This is a genomic window from Candidatus Cloacimonadota bacterium (assembly GCA_034722995.1).
GTDB lineage: Bacteria > Cloacimonadota > Cloacimonadia > JGIOTU-2 > JGIOTU-2 > JAGMCF01.
In genome coordinates, this window is sequence record JAYEOL010000044.1 from 1 (window position 1) to 19,976 (window position 19,976).

The window sequence follows — 19,976 nt, forward strand, 5'->3', positions numbered from 1 at the left end:
AACCAATCCAGTTCTCTTGATTTTCATACAAAGGTATTTCTGTTGTTTGAAGTTCCCAATCCCCAGAAACAAGCAGAACAGCGGGCTGATTCATCCTTATCTTGTAACCATCTATGGTGTGGAAATTCTCATCTTCAAGATCGTTCTCCCAATCTAAGATCTGCTCATTATACCAGATTACAGGATCAGTATTACTTTCATAATATACTCCCTCTAATATATCCGGGTCTAATATTGATGCCAAGACATCCAGAGCATTGGTTCCCACAGGCTCAATCTCTTCCAGCACAGGGAATGAGACCCAGTTCCATCTTATACTTTCATCTCCTTCTAGGTGGTGAACAAATACATCATTTGAATAGAAATCCTCAAAAGCAGTCGCATTACCAACGCGAGGGAGATATACTAAAGTACCATCATTAATATAATTCCATCCAGGTGGTGGATTATCGCCAGGTGGGTCACTCATCGCTGCTAAGATATTACAGTTAGAATCATCAAAATAATAAAGTTCATAAACAGATGGAGATCCAGCTTCTATCTCCCTATATGCATATAAACCTGTATTATCAGAGAATATGAAATTCTTAGCAGTAGTGGGCCAATAAGTAAGATCACTAATTAGATTCAGCGCTTCATGAATACCCGATATAATATCTCCATCATTTAAATAAATCCGCCACATGACTAAGAAGAAGTATATTTCTGTATCAACTACATAATACAAATTATTCCACCATTCACCTGTTCCACCATGCATTTGTGGTTCAAATCCATTCTCCTGACACCAATCTAAGAACCCATTAATCTGCCAAGTTATGTAATACTTATCTACAGTTCCGTTATGAGCAAAAGTAAATTGATGCGCATAAGGTTCATATTGCCAGACAAATGGATGTGGGTCTGGAATGTCAGGAACATTCGTAGCACTTCTTACATGCCCCATCCCAACTGTTGCCTCTATATCTTGGTTCACAAAGTTTTCTTGGAATATATCGTAGTCATTATCGTTATAGGCTGGATCTGCATCTCTCCATATATCATAATCCAATACTATCTCGTTATCATCTCTATAAAATAATAAACACCAACCATCATAATATGGGTATAAATATCCACCTTGTACTTGCAATTCATCTAACAAATTTTCTACCATACTTGTTTCATTATATAAAAAATAGTCATCTTTTGCTGTCATACCCAGTAATCGGCAATCCGCTTGTGCATTAGTAGATAATGTTACTAACAATAATGAAGCTATTATTAGAATGTGTATCCACCATCTATTTTTTATATTCTGTGCTTTCATCTTTTCCTCCAGAATATTTTATTTTTCCCTTCTTTAGCTTGCCTATTCACATAAAAAGAAAGAGAAAGGGCAAGCATAACTAAGTGAACTTATTTTTCCCAATTATAAACATATATTTATTCCGCTTTCTATAAGGTAAAACATTAACAAATTTTATAATATTTTGAATGTAATTTTTCAATTTGATATTAAGGGGAGGGAGTGGTAAAATAAGTAATGTAAAATAAAAAATGGAAAATTGGACATAAGAAGGATATATTGGAATATTAAGATACTGTTACACAATCTAAATCTACCCTTTTTCATTATCCTTGTTTCCTTATAGTTAAAAAAAAAATTTAATAAAAATGAAAATTATTTTGTCAAGTAAAATCTATCGTATTTCTAAAATTTCATTGGCAATCAGTATCACATCAAAGAATTTAGCCGTCATCAGGAAAGCATAAAGAGAATTATACTCAATCTATTTTGGATTAAATTCTTGACTGCAAAAATTTCTCTCCATCTATCTTGTAATTAAGATGAATATTATTTTGAAAGAGATAATTTTAGTTTTAATTGCGTATTGGATTGGCTCGTTTTCTTTTGCAAGAATATTTACAAAACTATTTCGCAATCTTAATATATATAAAGTTGGTAATTTTATTGCAGATGCTTCCAATGTATATCACAATGTAAGTAGGCCTTTAGGAATTTTGGTATGGTTATTAGATTTCTTGCGAATTTATGTTACACTTTGGATTATTCATTTAATATTTCTAAAGCATGAGCCAGAACTTTTACTTTTGGTAGGCTTTTCTATGACGATAGGACATTGCTTTCCTGTAATGCATAATTTCAAAGGCGGGCGAGGTGTAGTTGCATATTCTGCTCTGCTCTTCTACTTTGCACCCTTACCTACTTTTATTGTGGGTATTGCTTCACTATTAATAGCACTACTTTTTCATCAAGCACGCTTTTCCCAATATATGATGGTAATAGTGGTCCCAATTGCTTGTTATATTTTTAAAACTGGTAAAGTATGGGCGAGATATTTATTTCTGACTTCAATTATTATGGGTATTATAAATTATTTCGTGTCAAAAAGATATGGAGAGATATGAAATGAAAATAAGAATCAAAAAAGTTGAATCAAAAAGTGATTTAAATAAGTTCATAAAATTGCCCTGGAGAATATATAAAAATGATATAAATTGGGTTCCTCCTCTTATATCCCAGATGAAATCTACTTTCAATCCAAACAAAAATCCTTATTTCAAACATTCTGAAGTACAATTCTTTTTAGCAACAAAAAATAATAATATTGTGGGACGCATTGCTGCACATATAAATAGGACTCACAATAATTTTCATAAAGACAGGGTTGGATTTTTTGGTTTCTTTGAATGTATTCCAGACTATGATGTAGCAAAAACTCTTTTTGATGAAGCATATAATTGGCTTAAAAAAAGAGAAATGGAAGTTATTCGGGGACCAATGAATTTTTCCACTAATGATGAATTAGGTTTGCTTATCAAAGGGTTTAATATGTCGCCAATGGTGATGATGACTTACAATCCACAATATTATAAAAGTTTTATTGAAAAGTATGGCTTCAAAAAGGCGAAGGATTTATACGCTTATTATATTGATTTTCACGAAAAGATGCCAGAAAGATTTGAACGGCTTATGAAGCGGGTTAAGGAGAGGAAAAGATTTATTCTACGAAAGCTTAATCCCAAAAAAATTGAGCAGGAGATCTCTGCAATATTTCATGTTTATAATCAAGCTTGGCAGTATAACTGGGGTTTTGTTCCAATGGATGAAAATGAATTTCACCATACGGCAAATGAACTCAAAAAAATCATTGATTATGATTTAGTTTTTGTTGCAGAGATTGACAATAAACCAGTAGGCTTTTCCTTATCTCTTCCCGACATAAATCAGGCATTAATTAAAATAAATGGACGATTATTTCCACTTGGGTGGCTAAAATTATTATTGGCATTTAAAAAGATAGATAGAGTAAGAACGATCACTTTGGGTATTGTGAAAAAATACAAGGATCTTGGTATTGACCTTGCTTTTTATTATGAAACAATTAAGAATGCTATAAAAAAAAGGTGCGGTCGCGGAGAAGCTTCCTGGATATTAGAAGATAATATGAAAATGCGCAGACCGCTTGAGAGAATGGGTGCTGATATTTATAAAGTCTACCGTATTTACGATAAAAAATTAGTATAAAATTAGTTAACTAATGACTAATATATCCCTTTTGCGAACAAATAAATAAACCAACTAACCGAGTTAACCAATTTACTAATTTACTAAACTTATGTTCAATTTATCATTTCTTAATTCAATAATATTATTTGGATTAGTTGCTGGGATTATCCCAGTTCTAATTCATTTGTTTGTAAAACACCATCCTAAAATTGTATATTTTAGTTCATTAAGATTTCTGAAACAGATACAAAAGAATCAAGCAAGAATTATTAAATTACGGCAAATACTTCTTTTAATAACAAGAATTCTGATAATTGTCTTTTTGATATTAGCCCTATCACGTCCTGTAATAAAGACTTTATTCCCATCTGCACCACGATTAAATCAGGTATTGAAAACACATGCACCAACAGTAGTAGTGATGATAATTGATAATAGTTTCAGTATGAATTATTTGGAGGGCAAGAATACAATACTTGATAATGCAAAAGAGACCGCAAAAGATATTATTCATTTGTTGAATGATAAAGATAAATTAATGGTTCTTACACTTAATAAAAACTACAATTCTCAAAATAGCTATTTCTCTATTCCATCAAAAGTAAATACAAAAATCAATAAGATTTCAATATCTGATAATACTCAAACATTGAAATCTGTCCTATTGAAAGCAGAAGAAGAATTAGCACATCAGGATATAATTAATAAAGAAATCTATTTTATTACTGATAATCAGAAATATACATGGGATAAATTTACAGAAATTACAGGTAATATCAAAACAAATATTTTTATTATTCCCGTTAATAAGGATAAAGCAAAGATAAACCAATCAACAACATCAGCGATGTATATTCCCCGATTGCTTAGCAGAACTAACCAGCCTGAAATAAGAGCAACAATAAAAAACTACTCGCAAAATAAGAATAAAAATATAATCGTTTCCCTAATATTAAATGATATTACAAGAGAAGAAAAAGTGATTTCACTAAATCCCTATCAAAGCAAGCGAATATCTTTTGAGTGCCCTATCAAGGGAGAGAAATTTTATTATGGTGAAGTAAAATTAAAAGATGAAATGCTGCCAGATGATAACAGTTTTTATTTTAATTTTTCCCCTGATGAACTTCCCAAAATTATCGTAATTTCAAATGTGGATATTCCATTTCAGTTTTCATCTGCACTTGATATTATAACTAATAATAACTGGCAGAAAATATTGCAAGACGAAATTAACGATGATATTGTTATGAATAATCATCTTTTTATATTCTATAGATTAAAAAAATTTTCTCAAAAGTTGGAATTCTTTGCTGATTATATTAGAAAAAAAGGCAAATCAATTTTCCTGATTCCCTGTGTAGATGTTCAAGATAATATACCTCTACAAACCTGGTTAAGAAAAGATGGAATCTCATTTAATAATTTAGATAACCAAAATTCAAAAATCAGTTTTATTAATAAGATTCATCCTATCACAAATATATTTTCAGAAGAGATGTTCAAAAAAACAACAATAAAAAGAATGTGGGATATTTCTGCTAATGATTTTATTATACTAATATCCAACAATAATAATTTCCCTATTTTTGTTATCAAAGATAGATTTATTATTTCAACAATTGATTTTACTGAGGATTGGAGTAATATTGTATATCAACCTTGTTTCCCTGTATTATTGTATAATATTGGAGAATATCTCGGTAAGGAAAATTCACGATTATATAATTATCCGGTTGGCACATCACTAACTCTTGATTCCACTGGAGAGCTTGAATTACTACTTCCAAACGGAGAAAACATTCCAATCTCTATTCCAACTAATAGTATTAGAAAGCAGACTTTTATGCAAACTGAGCAGCAGGGGCACTACTTCTTAAAAAAAGATGATGTGGTACAAACCGTATATTCTTTAAATTTATCAAGAGAAGAAAGTAATCTGGCACAACTTTCAGAGAAGGAGATTGCGACAATTAATAATTTAACAACAAATGTCCATTTCCTAAGCATAAATAATTGGATGAGTCAAATCTTGACTTCTAGATACGGATATGAATTGTGGAAAACATTCTTATGGATTGTTCTGGGATTGTTAATATTTGAGATGGTTTTGGCATATTCTGGAAAGAAGAGTTTGTAAAGGGAATAGGGAAATAAGGGAAATAGGGTATAGAGATGAAAAGGATTTTGCGATGAAAGGTTATAATGAAAATAAGGATTTTATTACTCTTGAAGCTTGGAAAAAGTGTAGGGAAGTCAGAAAATTTTTCAATTCTAAAGATTTGTTTGACAATGGTGTAGAATTAATTGAATCAGCTAAAGTAACACTAAATGGTTATATCAATTATATAAGGAAAAAAATCAAACACAAATGAATTTCTTAATCCTTATATCCTTATTTCCTTATTTCCCATATTTCCTTATACCCTTAGCACGGAGTGCCCTATGAACAATAGAGAGTTCCTGAATCCAGAGATAGTTGCAAAGTTAGATAGATTTGAAATCCGTGCCCGATTAATTGTGGAAGGTTTTATTACAGGTTTGCATAAATCACCATATCACGGGTTCAGTGTTGAATTTTTGGAACATCGTGAATACAATCCCGGAGACCCTATCAAACATATTGATTGGAAGGTCTTTGCAAAATCCGATAGATACTTTATTAAGAAGTTTGAGGAAGAGACAAATCTAAAAGCATATATTTTGATTGATTGCAGTAAATCTATGGGTTTCACATCGCAAAAAATCAGTAAACTTGAATATGCAAAAACTCTTGCATCCGCATTAACATATCTAATGATAAGTCAGCAAGATGCAGTGGGACTTCTTTCTTTTGATGAAGAAATCAGAAATTATATCCCGGCTCGTTCTGCTAAAACGCACTTAAATATAATCTTTCATAAGCTTGATGAACTTCTGCCGCAATCCACAACACAAATTGCAACTGTTTTGCATAGCCTTGCTGATAGAATAAAAAAAAGAGGCCTAATCATTCTTATCTCTGACCTTTTGGATGAGCCAGAAGAGATTGTGATGGGTTTGCAGCATTTTCGCCATCAAAAGCATGAGGTTATTGTCTTCCATATTCTGGATAATCAGGAATTAACATTTAAATATAATAGTAAAACAAAGTTCATAGATATGGAAACTGGAGAGGAAATAGTCACACAGCCGTGGGAGATTAAGAAGAGATATTTGCAAAAAATAGAAGAGATGAAAAAACTCTTTTCTTTAAAATGTTACAACTCATTTATTGATTATGTGCCGATAAACACAAGTACTCCTTATGATAAAGCACTTTTTGCGTATTTGATAAAAAGACAGAAGATATTGTAATGGGTCTATGAGTATTGGCTTAGAAAAAATATTTTAGAGATTTATTTACTAAAATTACAATTCCTCAAATATCCCTGTTCCGTTATTTTTTCTTACATTATTCCAATGAAAATATTTCCCATTCATAGCAATATAAACCCCATGTGGTAATGTCTGAACAAAAGCCAATGCAGCACCAAGATTGAACATACCATCTGAACTTCCAAATTTGTATGGCACCATTGCACCGGTTAAAACAATGGTTTTATGCCTAATGTTTTGCCCCAATAGTATTGCTGTTTTTACCATTTTGTCAGTTCCGTGTGTAATAACAATTTTATCTTCTTCAGTATCCTTACAGGATTGTAGGATAAGATTTCTATCTGCATTTGTCATTTTTAAACTATCAATCATCATCAGTGTTTGTATATCAAGATTAAGTTTACATCTACCTAATTTTAGAATCTCATTCAAATGAGTATCTTTGAAAAATAATTTTCCATTTAATTCGTTGTATTCTTTATCAAAAGTTCCACCAGTTACAAAAATTTTTATTAGCATCTTTCCTCGGATTTATTAAAATTTTACATTCCCATAAGGTTTTTAGCGAATTTGAACTTTCCTTTATTCATTCCCTTCATCATTTTTTTCATCATATCAAACTGTTTTAATAGTTGATTGACTTTTTGAAGGGAAGTCCCACTGCCATTAGCAATTCTAAGTCTACGACTTCCATTAATAATATCAGGATGTTCTCTCTCATTTTTTGTCATAGAAAGGATTATTGCTTCAATCTGTTTTAGGTTATTTTCATCCACTTTTATATTCTTCATAAACTTAGAATTTGCCATAGGTAGCATTTTTAATATGTCATCAAGTGGACCCATTTTTTTCATTTGATGGAGTTGAACAAGGAAATCTTCAAGAGTGAATAGATTTTTGCGGAGTTTTTGTTCTAATTTTTCTGCTTCCTTTTGGTCAAAAGCCGCTTCAGTTTTCTCCACCAATGTAAGTATATCTCCCATTCCAAGAATACGAGAAGCTATTCTGTCAGGATGAAATATTTCCATATCGCTCAATTTTTCACCAACACTAACAAAACGAATGGGCTTACCTGTAACTGCCCTAATGGATAATGCAGCTCCACCTCTCGCATCTCCATCTAATTTTGTAAGAATTATTCCTGTCAGATTCAAACGGGTATTAAACTCTTTTGCACTATTCACAGCATCTTGACCTGTCATAGAATCTGCCACATAGAATATCTCATCTGGTTTAATTATATTAGATAATTCCTTTATCTCATTCATCATCTTATCATCAATATGAAGTCTTCCTGCAGTATCAAAAATTGCCAAATTACTTTGATTTTTATCAGCAAATTTGAGAGAATTTTTGGCAATTTTCGTTACATTTTTAATATATTCTGAATAGACGGGAATGCTGATTGATTTGCCGAGTGTTTCCAATTGTTTAATTGCAGCAGGTCTGTATATATCAGCAGCAACGAGTAAAGGCGAATAGTTTTGCTTTTTGTAATGTAATGCTAATTTTGCACATGCAGTTGTTTTCCCTGTTCCTTGTAGACCGACTATCATTAATTTTGATATTCTATTTTTCTGATATATCTTTTCAGGTATGTTAGAGCTCATTAGAGCAATTAGTTGTTCTTTTACAATTTTTACGATTTGCTGCCCTGGAGTGAGAGATTTTTGTACACTTTCACCGAGAGCTTTTTCCTCTGTATCTTTTACAAATTTTTTAACAATGATGTAGTTGACATCAGCTTCAAGCAATGCCAAACGAATTTCGCGTAAGCCAGTTCTAATATCTTTTTCAGATAGTTTTCCGTGTCCTTTTAACTTTGAGAAAATTTTTGTTAGCCTTTCTGTGAGTGAATCAAACATTTCGTAAACCTTCTATGACTTTTTTGTAGTTCTTGCTGTTAAATATAAAATTCCCAGCAACAATGATGTTAGCGCCAGCTTCTTTCACCAGCTTTGCAGTTTGATAATTTATCCCACCATCCACTTCAATTTCTATTTTTCGCTTTCCTACTATCTTATGAAGCTCCTGAATTTTTGGAGTGCAGTCAGCTATGAATTCCTGTCCACCAAAACCGGGGTGAACAGTCATTATCAATACATAATCAATATAATCTAAAATTTTTCCCACCGTATTTAACGGTGTTTCTGGATTAATAGCAACGCCAGCTTTAACTTTAGATTTTTTTATTGCGTTCAGCAATTTTTCATATTTTGAATTGGTTTCTATATGAAATGAAATATAATCAACACCGCTTTCAAGGAATTTCGGAATAAAAAATGCAGGATTTGTAACCATTAAATGCGTATCTAATGGGAGGTTTGTTGTTTTTCTTATTTGCTTAACCAATTCAGGACCAAAGGTTAAATTAGGCACAAAATGTCCATCCATAATATCAAGATGGAGCATATCAGCTCCTGCTTTCTCAATGTTTTTAATCTCCCTCTCCAGATTAAGAAGATTAGCAGAAAGTAGAGATGGAGCAATTTTTAATTTCATATGAAAATATCTTCACCACAAAGGCCACGAAGAACACAAAGAAAAAAGAAATAGAAATATTATAACTTCTAAGTTAAATGCCATTTTCATGCTCCTTTGCGTTCCGATGTGTTGGGACATGAGTGTTTCGTCTGAAAATAACCCTCAAATAAAGATTCAAAGTTGAAATAAACAGGATTGCATCCGCCAGTCCCGATTAATCGGGTCTAACAGATGTATTTTTCATAATATATTTTGATATCGGCTTTTTGTTTGTTTCTATATAAAAAATATTTATTCTCATTTGATAAATATATCAAATGGATATATTATTTTTGTAACTGATATTATATATTAATTTTCTTTTCAGCAATGCAGAAAATTATATCTTGAATCTTATCCTGTGGGAGTAATTTTTTATTGATTCTATGGATGATTTTGGATTTTTGCAATACTAATTCCTGAAGCCAGATATTATTCTCAACATTTACAAAAAGGATGTTGTTGTCGAGCTTATTAATTTGAGCTTTTTTGCTCAGGATACTGCCAACAGCTTTGCTCCACAGTAAGCCAATTTTTATTTCTCGAGCAAATCCTTTATGAGATAAATCCTTTATTAAACTATCAATTATATTTCCAATATGAGTAAAAGAAGACATTAATCTACTTTTTTGGTAGCAGTCATAGAAATACCCAACCATGAGAACAATGCCAAAGCAATTAGAAGATAATAAACTGTTCCAAGTGCATTATAACTGGTGTCATAGCTTGCCATTGCAAGAGCTGGGAGAAATGCACCAATTACCAAGAGTAAATATCCAAGAAAAGAAGAGAAAGCACCTTTTTTAATCAAGAATACTGCTAAAATGCCGAGAGCAACTAAAACAAGTGCAAATATAAATATCAATGCCTGAATTCCGAAAGAAAAGTTAGCTTTACTTAAGATAAGATTTGGCAGAATACATCCAAATAGAACAAGGATAATACCGAAGATTTTTCTGATTATAACTTGAGCTTTGGTTGTTCCAGCATGTCTGTGGGTATTTTTTGCAATAACAAAACCTACTGCAAAAACAATAATACCCACTATTGCCCAAATTAATGCTGACCTTGTTGGGTTATCACTACCCAATCCTAATGCAGAAAATGCAAAAATTATGACCACCCACATTAGGATTTCCTTGATAATGCTAAGAATTTTCTTCATCTGTATTCTCTTTCTTTTGTTTTTTAACTTTAATTTTTAATTGTCCTTTAATATCTTCTTGGAGTTCAATTTCAACAATATGATTTCCTATATCCTTGATATGTTTTTCCATTTTTACGTCATTTTTGTCAATAGTTAATCCTTTTTCTTCAAGAGCCTTAGCAATATCTAATTCACTCACAGAACCATAAAGATGTCCATTTTCATCGGCCAGTCGCTCAAATGTACAAGTAGTTTTTTCTATCTGTTTCATTATAATTTCTGCTTCTTTTAGTTCTTCTGCACGACGCTTTTCTTCAGCTTCTTTTAGTTGGTTAATTAACTTAAGATTTTTGGGAGTTGCAGGTATTGCAATATCTTTGGGGAAAAGATAATTTCTGGCATAACCATCAGCTACTTTAACTATATCACCAACTTCTCCAAGTTTCTCACTCTGTTTTTTTAAAATCACTTTCATAATTTATCTCCTTCTGTCCTTCTATTCGCCGTGACTGGCTGTCGCAAATTTTCTAATGTGTATCCATGTATCTAAAAGACCTAAAATGGAAATAATTATCAACAAATAGAAATTAAAGAGAGGTATAATTAATAATATTATTCCCAAAAAGACACTTTTTCTAAATGCCTTTTTCACAAAGTAATATAATAACGAGTAACCTTGAATGAGATAGAAGAATCCACAAGTTGCAAGCAAATTATAACTTATGATTCTGAGCTTCAGTATAAATAATATCAGACCAACTACTATTGCAATTTGAAGATAGAAAGGAAAATTAACTAAACCGAAATTCCATCTTAGCTGTTCTAATCTCTCTGATAAAATTAGTGAGCCTATAAAGAGACCCAGGATAATACCCAACATCCATATAGCAGCATTTCCATTCAGCATTATATTCTGAACTTTTAATATAGTTGGCATCATATTTTCCACAATTTCTGGTGAGAATAATTTTTCGGTATTTTCCAATAGCATTTTATTACTCGTTTCAAATTGCAGTTTTACTAAATTAAAGAAAAAAAGATTTTTAATTGCAATATACAAGAAGCTGGGAAGAGCACCACAGATAATAGCAGTCTCATAATTCTTTAATTTTTGCAAAATATCTGCAAAGATAATTGAGCCTAATCCAACACTTATCCACACCTCTAATCCATGTTGCCAGTTCAGAAGTTTAATTACATACAGAAAGAGGAGACAAGCAGTAAAAACGCTTAATAGTATTAACAAAGTTGAGTATGATTTTTTGCTCTCAATATTTATAAAGTCAGAATTTTCTGTAAGAATTTTCTTGGAAAAATATGGAACAGCAAGTATCAAGCCAATCAATGGAGAAAAAATTGATACAATTGCGATAAGAATAACTCGCAGAATCATTTGAGAAACTTATCTCTCTACATATGGAATAAGAGCCATTTGTCGTGCTCGTTTGATTTCTCGAGTCAATTTCCTTTGATGTTTACTGCAAGTTCCAGAGATTCTACGAGGTCTTATCTTTCCAGATTCTATTATGAATTTCTTCAGGATTGCAGTATTCTTATAATCTATTTCCCAATCTGGATTGGTGCAAAATCTACAAAATCTCTTTTTAAAAAATTTATTGCGTTTGAATTTAGTTGGCTTTTTAGAAGGGTATCTCATCTTTTGTTGGTTCCTCATTTTTTGTTGGCTCAGCCTGAGATGGTTTTTCTTCACCTTCTGCGAATTCTCTTTCAAGTTTTTGAATTCTGCTTGCCACAATTTCAACAGTGGTTCTGGGCTTATCATCCTTATCTTGCCAGTTGCGTGCTCTAATCCTTCCTTCAATAATAACAGGAGACCCCTTTTTCAGATTTTCTGCTGCCCATTCTGCATTCCTTGTCCAGGCAACTACACGCAGAAAACTGGTCTCTTGCTGCCAGTTACCATCAGAATCCCGATAACTTCTGTCAGAAGCGATACCAATATTAGCTGCAGGAGTTCCAGAAGGGGTGTAGCGTAAATCCACATCTCTGGTCAACCTGCCAGAGACTATTACATGGTTAATCCTCGGTAAGTTTAATTTTTTAGCCATTTGGTTCCTCTCTTTATTATTAATTTATGAACTATTAATATTCATCCCGATACATCGGGATAATTTTTATTCATCTCTTTTGATTACTATAGACCGAATAATATTTTCATCTAACTTATAGAAATTTTTTAACGAAGAAATCTGATTAGGTTCAAATTCAAATGTGATTATTACATAATATCCTTCATTATGATTATTAATTTCATAAGCCAATTTTCTTTTCCCCCAATCCTTAACTTCTAATATTTCTCCTTTTTTTTTAGCAATGAATTTTTTCACTTTTTCAATATTTTCATTTATCTGTTCATCTTCCATTGGTGGAAGGATAAACATTGATTCGTATTTTCTTTTCATCGTTAAATACCTCGCCACAGAGGCACAAAGACACAGAAATAATTTTTATTTTCTTTTTTGATTATCTTCTGTTTCAGCCTCTGCATATAACTTTCATACTCCTTATGCCGAAATCCAGGCATGAGTACTTCATAATTATCCCTTTCGTACTATGGCGCCCAGACAAGTTGGTTTTATTTTTTGCATTTTATTAACAAGGGGACAATCCCAATTTAATGAGATAAGGAATTCATTTGACTGAACATATCGCTCATTTTTTTATAATTTTGAAATAAGAAATGTGTAATAAGTTCAACAGATTGAGATATAGGTTTTTCTAAAAAGTTTATCTCTTCTTCAGTAAAGTCAGAAAGAACAAAATCTCTTAAGGAAATATCAGAAGAGAAACTCTCTTGTTGATTTTTTGCTCCCACTCCCATTCTTACTCTTGGGAATTCTTGTGAGCTCAGTTCAGCAATTATTGATTTCAGCCCATTATGACCCCCACTGCTTCCATTTTCTCTAATTCTGATTTTGCCAAGAGGAAGATTGATATCATCTAATACAATCAGAAGATTATTCAAAGCAATCTTGTATTTTTTGACAGCTTTTCGGATAGCGATTCCAGAGAGATTCATATATGTGCGAGGAAGCAAGAATAGGTTATCATTCTTTTTAGTGATAAAATATTTTCTTTTCTTTTTGAAGTTATCAACATGCATTTTCTTACACAACTCTTTAAGAATTACAAATCCAATATTATGCCTGTTGTTTTCATATTCCAGACCGGGATTCCCAAGACCAACAATCAGTTTTACAGATCTATTACTTTTCACTTTCTTCTTTAGTCTCTTTCTCTTCTGCTCCTTCTTCGGTAATTTCTTCTTCAGCGATTTCTTCCACTTCTTCAGCAACTTCAACTTTTTCGGCTTTTGGTAATATTACACTAATTATTGGTGTTGATGGTGGATGAAGAATTTTAACATTTGTCAATTGCTCTAATAAATCTTCTATATGAATTGAATCACCAATTTGTAGTTTTGAGACATCTACTTCAAAGGAATCTGGCAGGTCTTTTGGTAAACATTTTATTTCTAATTCTCGCAAATGCATATCAAATATTCCGCCTTCAATTAAACCTGGGCAATCTCCAACTAATTTGATGGGAATTTTAACTTCAATCTCTTGACCTGAATAAATCTCTTTAAAATCAATATGAATTATCTTCCTTGAAAGAGGGTCCAATTGCATCTCTTTTATTAAGGTTCTGTACTCTTTTCCATTAACCTTAAAAAATATAAAACTTTGATGTCCAACACTTTCTTTATATGAGTGAACAAATTCCTTATAGTCTAATACTAAAGGGATAGATTCAAATCCTTTTCCATATAAAATAGCAGGTATCTTTTCATTGTCCCTTAATTTTTTGACTTCCTTTTTCCCTGTGTTTCTAATCTCAGTATTTATTTTCATTTTAACTTTCCTTATTTTAAGTTTTGAAGAGCACACTTATAGATTCTTCTTTATGCACCCTTAAGATAGCTTGAGCTAAAAGCGACCCGATTGAGAGTTGTTTGAGCTTAGCACTTCTGTTTTTTTTATCCCCTAAAGGGATTGAATCTGTAACAATACATTCCGTTATTTGGGATTGGTCAATTTTCTCAACAGCATTGCTACTTAATACAGGATGGGTACAGGCGCAATATATTTTTGTTGCACCTTTTTTAGTAAGTGCTTTAGCCATATTTATTGCAGATTTCGCAGAATCAATAATATCATCTATTATGATAGCAGTCTTCCCTTTAACCTCTCCAACAACATTTAACAATTCCAGATTTCCAAGATTTCCTTGTCTTCGCTTATCGCCTATTGCTATGCTTGCATTAAGTCCTTTTGCTAACCATCTTGCCCGCTGAGTACCACCAGTATCGGGAGAAACCACCACTATATTTTTGAGATTTAATGGTTTGAAATAATTCAAAAAGATTGGGAGCATAGAAAGATGATCTACAGGTATATCAAAAAAACCCTGAATTTGTTCAGCATGAAGGTCAAATGCAATTATACGATTTGCACCTGCAGTAGTTAGCAAATTAGCTACTAATTTTGCAGTAATTGGGACTCTTGGCTGGTCTTTTTTATCTGACCTGGCATAGGCGAAATAAGGAATTACAGCTGTAATTCTAGCTGCTGAAGCACGATGAAGAGCATCTATCATAATAAGAAGTTCCATTAGATTATCATTAACTGGCATGCAAGTAGGCTGGATTATAAATACATCTGCGCCACGAACATTATCAATTATTCTAACAAATGAATTGTCATTTGAAAATTTGAATACTTCTGCTCTGCTTAAAGGAATTCCAGCATGTTTAGCGACTTTTTGAGCTAATTCCTTATTTGCATTTCCTGTAAAAATCCGAAGCTTTGAGTACATTGTCATTTTTAGTGTTCATCCATAAATTAGGTTTTTTCGAGTCGTCGTCGCAAGCTCCTTACGACTCGAAAAAACCGGTTCTATAAGTCCAGAAATCTAAACTCCTAAAATATTTTTCTGCTGATTTTATTTTATCCTTTGAATCAAAGATACCAAAAACTGTTGAGCCACTTCCTGACATTAAACTCCCCATAGCACCAAAATTCAACATTTTCTCCTTTATAGTTTTGATTATTGGATAGCGTTTAAAAACACCCTCTTCCAAACTATTATACAAATTTCTGGAGATATTTATGATGTCATTCTTCTTAATAGAATCTTTTAATCGCTGATATTTATCTTTCCTCTCTGGTTTTATTTTTGACCTGGTATATGCTTGTCTGCTTGAAATAGGAATTTGAGGATTGACAAGAAGTAAGTTTTCTACTTTAAGATTTGTTGGTATTTTGCTAACTTTTTCTCCTTTTCCAGTAAGATAAGCGATTCCACCTTCTAAGAAAAAATTGATATCACTTCCAAATCTTGAAGCAATTTTATGCATATCACCTTTTGATAATTGCAAATTCCACAATGTGTTACAACTTTTAATAGTTACTGCAGCATTAGAGCTACCTCCGCCCAAGCCAGCTGAAATTGGAATATTTTTCCTAAGATTGATATCCATTCCCTTTTTAACTTTATATTTATCTTTCAAAAAACAAGCTATCTTATAAATTATATTAGATGAATCATTTAGTTCATTTGAAGAGCAAGAAATTTCTATTCTATTATTTTCTGTCAAACTAAAAATTAAATTGTCCGCTAACTGAATTTCAGTTAATATTGTTTTTATTTCGTGAAAACCATCCTTTCTGACAGCAATTGTATCCAGGAAAAGATTAACTTTTGCCAAAGATTTTTGAGTGTCTGTGATGCTTTCTCCTTTTCCTTTTACCGCCTTTTTTATCCTCATCTGTATAATAATAGTAGTAATAGTAATAATAGTATTTATACCCGCTATAATATCTTTTAACTTCTATTCCGTTTACAACTACCCCAGCAGCAGTTACACCAATATTTTCTAATAATGTTTTTCCCCTGTCAATAATTCCGCGATCAGTTATACCTGTTCTTATTACAAGGACAAGTGCATCTGCCTTTTTGGCCAGAATCATAGCATCTGTTACAGCAATTAAAGGAGGCGAATCAAAGATAATGTAATCGTATTCCTGTTTTACTTCTTCAATTAACCTCTCCGTTCTTTGTGAAGCAAGTAATTCTGAGGGATTTGGTGGAACATGACCACTTGTAATTAAGTCAAGATTTTTAACTCCAGAAGGCTTAACAATTTTTGAGAGTGGAATTCCGACATCACTAAGATATTTCGAAAGCCCATTTTCTCTTTTTACATAAAACAGATTGTGAATCATAGGACGACGCATATCGCAATCTATAAGAAGTGTTTTTGAATCCATCTGAGCAAGTGTAATGGCAAGATTACTGCAAGTAGTTGTTTTCCCTTCTTTTGGACCAGAACTCGTAATCAAGAATGTTTTATTACTTGAAGCACTGGGCAAAGAGACAACATTTGTTCTAAAAGTACGGTAAGCTTCTGCTATAGGTGATTTTGGGCTGTAGTGTGGGACAAGGCGAGCTGTCATTTGTCTTTGCTCAATAGATAGTTTTTCCTTTTCAGCACTATCAGATATAAAATGTATTTTATTTTCAATCTCTTCTAATTTTCTCTCGTCTATTGGAATATCAGGTATAGTTCCAAGAAGAGGGAGTTTAACATATCGCTCAACATCAGTGAGATTAATAATCTTTGTGTTCAAACTATCTAACAAGAAAGCTGCACCAACCCCGAGTCCTAATCCTAATATTATTGAAATGAGAATGTTCATTTTTACTTTTGGAGAGACTGGAGAAGCAGGCAATTTTGCTCTTTCAAGTACTCTGATATTACTTATTTTCCCTTCCTCAGAAATTTTAGCTTCTTCATACCGAGTTACAAGCATGCCATAGACTTGCTCATTTATTGCTTTTGCTCGTTCTAAACGTGCAAGCTCTAATTCTGCATCGGGGAGGTTAGACATTTTGATTGAGTATTCTTCAACAACTTTTTCCAAAGCATCTCTTTTTGCTTTTGATGTTTGATAATCTACTTCTCCGGCAACAATATCAGTTAATAACTGTTGTCGTCTATCTAAAGGATTAAAAGTATCTTCATTCACTTGAAGGATTTTGTCTATTTCTGCTCTCATTTGCATCTTGATTTTATCTATTTCTTGCTGCAGAGCCACTAATTCTGGGTGTTCAGCCGTATACCCTTTTTTGGTAAGAAAAATAGCTAATTTGCTTTCATTTTCTATCAATTTTTGTCGTAACTGTTCTATAACTGGAGACGAGATGGAAACAATTTCTTTACCTAATGATGCGTCTAATTTACTTAACTCTGTTTTCAGGTAATTAAGTTTTTTCTCGGCAACCTGCAAGTCTGTTTGAGCTATACTTAATTCAGCCTCAAATTCAACCATATTTTTAATCATTTCCTGTGTTTCTTCCGAAAGAGAAAAAACCTTATGCTGAATTTTATATCCCCGTAAATCTTCTTCAGAAAATGCGAGTTTTTTAGATGTAATATCTAATTGCTTTTCTAAAAATACTCTCACATTGGTGACTTCAGCTCTTTCATATTTAAGATTTTCTTCCTGGTAGCTATCAATTACTCCATTGACAGCAGTTTGTGCTTCTAATGGACTTATAGATTTATAGCTAATATCAATTATATCAACTTCTCTGCCAGAAGAGACATCAATACTTTTAGCTAAAGTCTTTTCCGGATTCGTTACTGCAAGGATTGGAAAACTTGCTGCTTCTGGGTTTCGTCTCAATTTTTCAATAGCACCTTTCATAATAGGTGTGCTTTTTACTACCTCAATTTGATTATTTAAGTCATTCCTTCCAAATCCGCCAGTTGGGAAAAATAGGTCGGTCTTTTTCTTTAATTCAAGCAACACTTTTCCTGAGCTTTCATATATTCTTGGAGCTCGGATTGTATAAAATGCAGTCGCACTAACAACAACTAAAAAGATAATAACTATTAACCATCTATGTTGTAGAGTAATTCTTAAATAATCTTTTAACTTAATTTCTTGTTCTTGCCTGCCTTCCATCCCGATATTATCGGGACGGCGGATAGGCTCTGGATATGGTTCCATTTTTAATCTCTTATAATTATTTTTTTATTTAATCTTTAATATTCAAATATATGTTATAAATGCTTAAGACGACTGCAATTTTGGATAGAAAATCCGTAACTTTTGCCACGCCATAAAAGACAGTTCCAGAAACAATTATTGTATCTCCCGGCATTAATACAGGTATATTACTTTTATCTCCAGTATCTAAAAATTTCTTAATATTGATCCAGATTACTTGATTTTCTCCGCCATTTAAACTCGGTCTTACTATTCGGATTTTAGATAATTTTGCATCTTCAGTGGGACCGCCTGCTAAAGAAAGCAGTGCCAAAAGGTCAGTATCATCTGGAACGATATACAAGCCGGGTTTTCTAACTCTACCCCAAATATAAGTATAGATTCTGAGCTGCTCCACATCACCCATAGTTCCTGAATATGTATATGCAGAAGTACTCGGAGGTGCCGAAGGAGTCACACTGGTCTGTGCATTTACACTTCCAGATGACAAAATAAGAAAAACGATAATAAGAATAACACGTTTCATAATAAGCTCCATTTTTATTGTATGAAATATGTAGGCGTGAGTATTTTAGTCAAATTTATCGTAATTGTTTTTAGAAGAAAGTTATGCATCTTTCTTCTGATTCAGAACCACTTCTCCTGCCTTGTTCATATCCTGCCCCAAATGCATCTATCCTCCAGATGTATGTATAACCAGGAATAAGTCCTGAATATAAAGGAACAATATTGTAGCTTGTGCTGTCTATATCATTACTGGTAATGAAACTATGTGTGCTATCAAAAAATATAATACGATATAAAGTTGAGAATGAAACTTCATTCCAAGAAAATAAAATATTTTCATTGATGCCAAATTCAGTACTATCCTCAGGAGTAATCAATCCAGGTGCACCTAACAATTGATATGACACGGTATCAGAATTAGTAAAATTATCTGCTTCATCATAAGGAACAATAAAATAAAACCAGGTTTGCTGAATAACAGTCTCCACACCTTCAAATGTATCCACAAACTGGGTAGAATCTGGCTGATAAGGAATTGTGGCAACCAATACCGTGTCCTCAGGGCTCTGGGCTCCATAAAAATATCTATACACATCTATATGATGAATGTCTCCATCCTGTGCTAACCCAGTTCCGTCCCATTGAATTTTCATCCAGTTGTAATCAAGATTTCCAGATTGCACAGCATCAATACCATTATCTTTATCGGTATATGCACATCCAGAAGGATCACCAGGATCACATTGATGAGGAATTAAATGCACCTTTGAGGGTGGAATAGTATCTTTTTGCTCTGGTTCATCATAACTGCAACACAGAAAAGCAAACAGAATTATCAAAAATGAAATAATTGTAGATATTTTCATAAAGTCCTTTTAAATTTTTAAAA

General features: G+C 32.5%; 23 protein-coding genes. 5 read left to right on the forward strand and 18 right to left on the reverse strand.

Going from position 1 to position 19,976, the window contains the following annotated elements:
- A partial coding sequence (locus U9R23_05325) for a class II glutamine amidotransferase (protein ID MEA3475842.1) occupies positions 1 to 1,309 on the reverse strand: 1,309 nt, incomplete at its 3' end.
- 521 nt (positions 1,310 to 1,830) lie between these two features.
- Between U9R23_05325 and U9R23_05330 the strand changes: the two genes are divergently transcribed.
- From U9R23_05330 to U9R23_05350, 5 genes are all read left to right on the forward strand, one after another.
- Positions 1,831 to 2,412, forward strand: coding sequence for a glycerol-3-phosphate acyltransferase (locus U9R23_05330; GenBank protein ID MEA3475843.1), 582 nt, complete (start codon positions 1,831 to 1,833; stop codon positions 2,410 to 2,412).
- A 1-nt stretch (position 2,413) separates the two neighbouring features.
- Positions 2,414 to 3,532, forward strand: coding sequence for an N-acetyltransferase (locus tag U9R23_05335; GenBank protein ID MEA3475844.1), 1,119 nt, complete (start codon positions 2,414 to 2,416; stop codon positions 3,530 to 3,532).
- Positions 3,533 to 3,623: 91 nt separating this feature from the next.
- On the forward strand, positions 3,624 to 5,654 hold the full coding sequence (locus tag U9R23_05340) for a BatA domain-containing protein (protein ID MEA3475845.1): 2,031 nt from the start codon (positions 3,624 to 3,626) through the stop codon (positions 5,652 to 5,654).
- 52 nt (positions 5,655 to 5,706) lie between these two features.
- Positions 5,707 to 5,889, forward strand: a complete 183-nt coding sequence (locus U9R23_05345) for a hypothetical protein (protein MEA3475846.1) — start codon at positions 5,707 to 5,709, stop codon at positions 5,887 to 5,889.
- 70 nt (positions 5,890 to 5,959) lie between these two features.
- Positions 5,960 to 6,850 (forward strand): DUF58 domain-containing protein, encoded by an 891-nt coding sequence (locus U9R23_05350; GenBank protein MEA3475847.1) that lies wholly within the window; start codon positions 5,960 to 5,962, stop codon positions 6,848 to 6,850.
- Positions 6,851 to 6,904: 54 nt separating this feature from the next.
- Here the strand turns inward: U9R23_05350 and U9R23_05355 are convergent, their stop codons facing one another.
- The 17 genes from U9R23_05355 to U9R23_05435 form a co-directional block, all read right to left on the reverse strand.
- Entirely contained in the window at positions 6,905 to 7,390 is a 486-nt protein-coding gene (locus tag U9R23_05355) for an asparaginase domain-containing protein (GenBank protein MEA3475848.1), read from the reverse strand.
- A gap of 23 nt (positions 7,391 to 7,413) precedes the next feature.
- The gene (gene ffh / locus U9R23_05360) at positions 7,414 to 8,736 is read right to left on the reverse strand and encodes a signal recognition particle protein (protein ID MEA3475849.1); all 1,323 of its coding nucleotides are present in this window, start codon (positions 8,734 to 8,736) and stop codon (positions 7,414 to 7,416) included.
- Complete coding sequence (gene rpe / locus U9R23_05365) at positions 8,729 to 9,373, reverse strand: ribulose-phosphate 3-epimerase (GenBank protein ID MEA3475850.1); 645 nt, start codon at positions 9,371 to 9,373, stop codon at positions 8,729 to 8,731. The genes ffh and rpe overlap by 8 nt, the downstream gene beginning before the upstream one ends.
- Positions 9,374 to 9,699: 326 nt before the next feature.
- Positions 9,700 to 10,011, reverse strand: coding sequence for a DUF721 domain-containing protein (locus U9R23_05370; GenBank protein ID MEA3475851.1), 312 nt, complete (start codon positions 10,009 to 10,011; stop codon positions 9,700 to 9,702).
- Positions 10,011 to 10,559, reverse strand: coding sequence for a hypothetical protein (locus U9R23_05375; protein ID MEA3475852.1), 549 nt, complete (start codon positions 10,557 to 10,559; stop codon positions 10,011 to 10,013). The genes U9R23_05370 and U9R23_05375 overlap by 1 nt, the downstream gene beginning before the upstream one ends.
- Positions 10,543 to 11,016: a 50S ribosomal protein L9 gene (rplI, locus tag U9R23_05380; GenBank protein ID MEA3475853.1), complete on the reverse strand. Its 474-nt coding sequence runs from the start codon at positions 11,014 to 11,016 to the stop codon at positions 10,543 to 10,545. The genes U9R23_05375 and rplI overlap by 17 nt, the downstream gene beginning before the upstream one ends.
- Before the next feature lie 21 nt (positions 11,017 to 11,037).
- Positions 11,038 to 11,934, reverse strand: a complete 897-nt coding sequence (locus U9R23_05385; protein MEA3475854.1) for a hypothetical protein — start codon at positions 11,932 to 11,934, stop codon at positions 11,038 to 11,040.
- A 9-nt stretch (positions 11,935 to 11,943) separates the two neighbouring features.
- The gene (gene rpsR / locus U9R23_05390; protein ID MEA3475855.1) at positions 11,944 to 12,198 is read right to left on the reverse strand and encodes a 30S ribosomal protein S18; all 255 of its coding nucleotides are present in this window, start codon (positions 12,196 to 12,198) and stop codon (positions 11,944 to 11,946) included.
- On the reverse strand, positions 12,182 to 12,610 hold the full coding sequence (gene ssb, locus U9R23_05395) for a single-stranded DNA-binding protein (protein ID MEA3475856.1): 429 nt from the start codon (positions 12,608 to 12,610) through the stop codon (positions 12,182 to 12,184). The genes rpsR and ssb overlap by 17 nt, the downstream gene beginning before the upstream one ends.
- A gap of 66 nt (positions 12,611 to 12,676) precedes the next feature.
- Positions 12,677 to 12,964 (reverse strand): 30S ribosomal protein S6, encoded by a 288-nt coding sequence (gene rpsF, locus U9R23_05400; GenBank protein ID MEA3475857.1) that lies wholly within the window; start codon positions 12,962 to 12,964, stop codon positions 12,677 to 12,679.
- 212 nt (positions 12,965 to 13,176) lie between these two features.
- Complete coding sequence (pth, locus tag U9R23_05405) at positions 13,177 to 13,779, reverse strand: aminoacyl-tRNA hydrolase (GenBank protein ID MEA3475858.1); 603 nt, start codon at positions 13,777 to 13,779, stop codon at positions 13,177 to 13,179.
- Positions 13,769 to 14,416, reverse strand: a complete 648-nt coding sequence (locus U9R23_05410; protein MEA3475859.1) for a 50S ribosomal protein L25 — start codon at positions 14,414 to 14,416, stop codon at positions 13,769 to 13,771. The genes pth and U9R23_05410 overlap by 11 nt, the downstream gene beginning before the upstream one ends.
- Positions 14,417 to 14,432: 16 nt before the next feature.
- Entirely contained in the window at positions 14,433 to 15,380 is a 948-nt protein-coding gene (locus tag U9R23_05415) for a ribose-phosphate pyrophosphokinase (protein MEA3475860.1), read from the reverse strand.
- A gap of 58 nt (positions 15,381 to 15,438) precedes the next feature.
- Positions 15,439 to 16,332, reverse strand: a complete 894-nt coding sequence (gene ispE, locus U9R23_05420) for a 4-(cytidine 5'-diphospho)-2-C-methyl-D-erythritol kinase (protein MEA3475861.1) — start codon at positions 16,330 to 16,332, stop codon at positions 15,439 to 15,441.
- A complete protein-coding gene (locus U9R23_05425) occupies positions 16,259 to 18,580 on the reverse strand; it encodes a polysaccharide biosynthesis tyrosine autokinase (protein ID MEA3475862.1) in 2,322 nt (773 codons plus the stop codon). Before U9R23_05425 ends, ispE begins: the two co-directional genes overlap by 74 nt.
- A gap of 28 nt (positions 18,581 to 18,608) precedes the next feature.
- Positions 18,609 to 19,106 (reverse strand): SLBB domain-containing protein, encoded by a 498-nt coding sequence (locus U9R23_05430; GenBank protein ID MEA3475863.1) that lies wholly within the window; start codon positions 19,104 to 19,106, stop codon positions 18,609 to 18,611.
- Positions 19,107 to 19,176: 70 nt separating this feature from the next.
- Positions 19,177 to 19,953 (reverse strand): hypothetical protein, encoded by a 777-nt coding sequence (locus tag U9R23_05435; GenBank protein MEA3475864.1) that lies wholly within the window; start codon positions 19,951 to 19,953, stop codon positions 19,177 to 19,179.
- Positions 19,954 to 19,976: the final 23 nt, after the last annotated feature.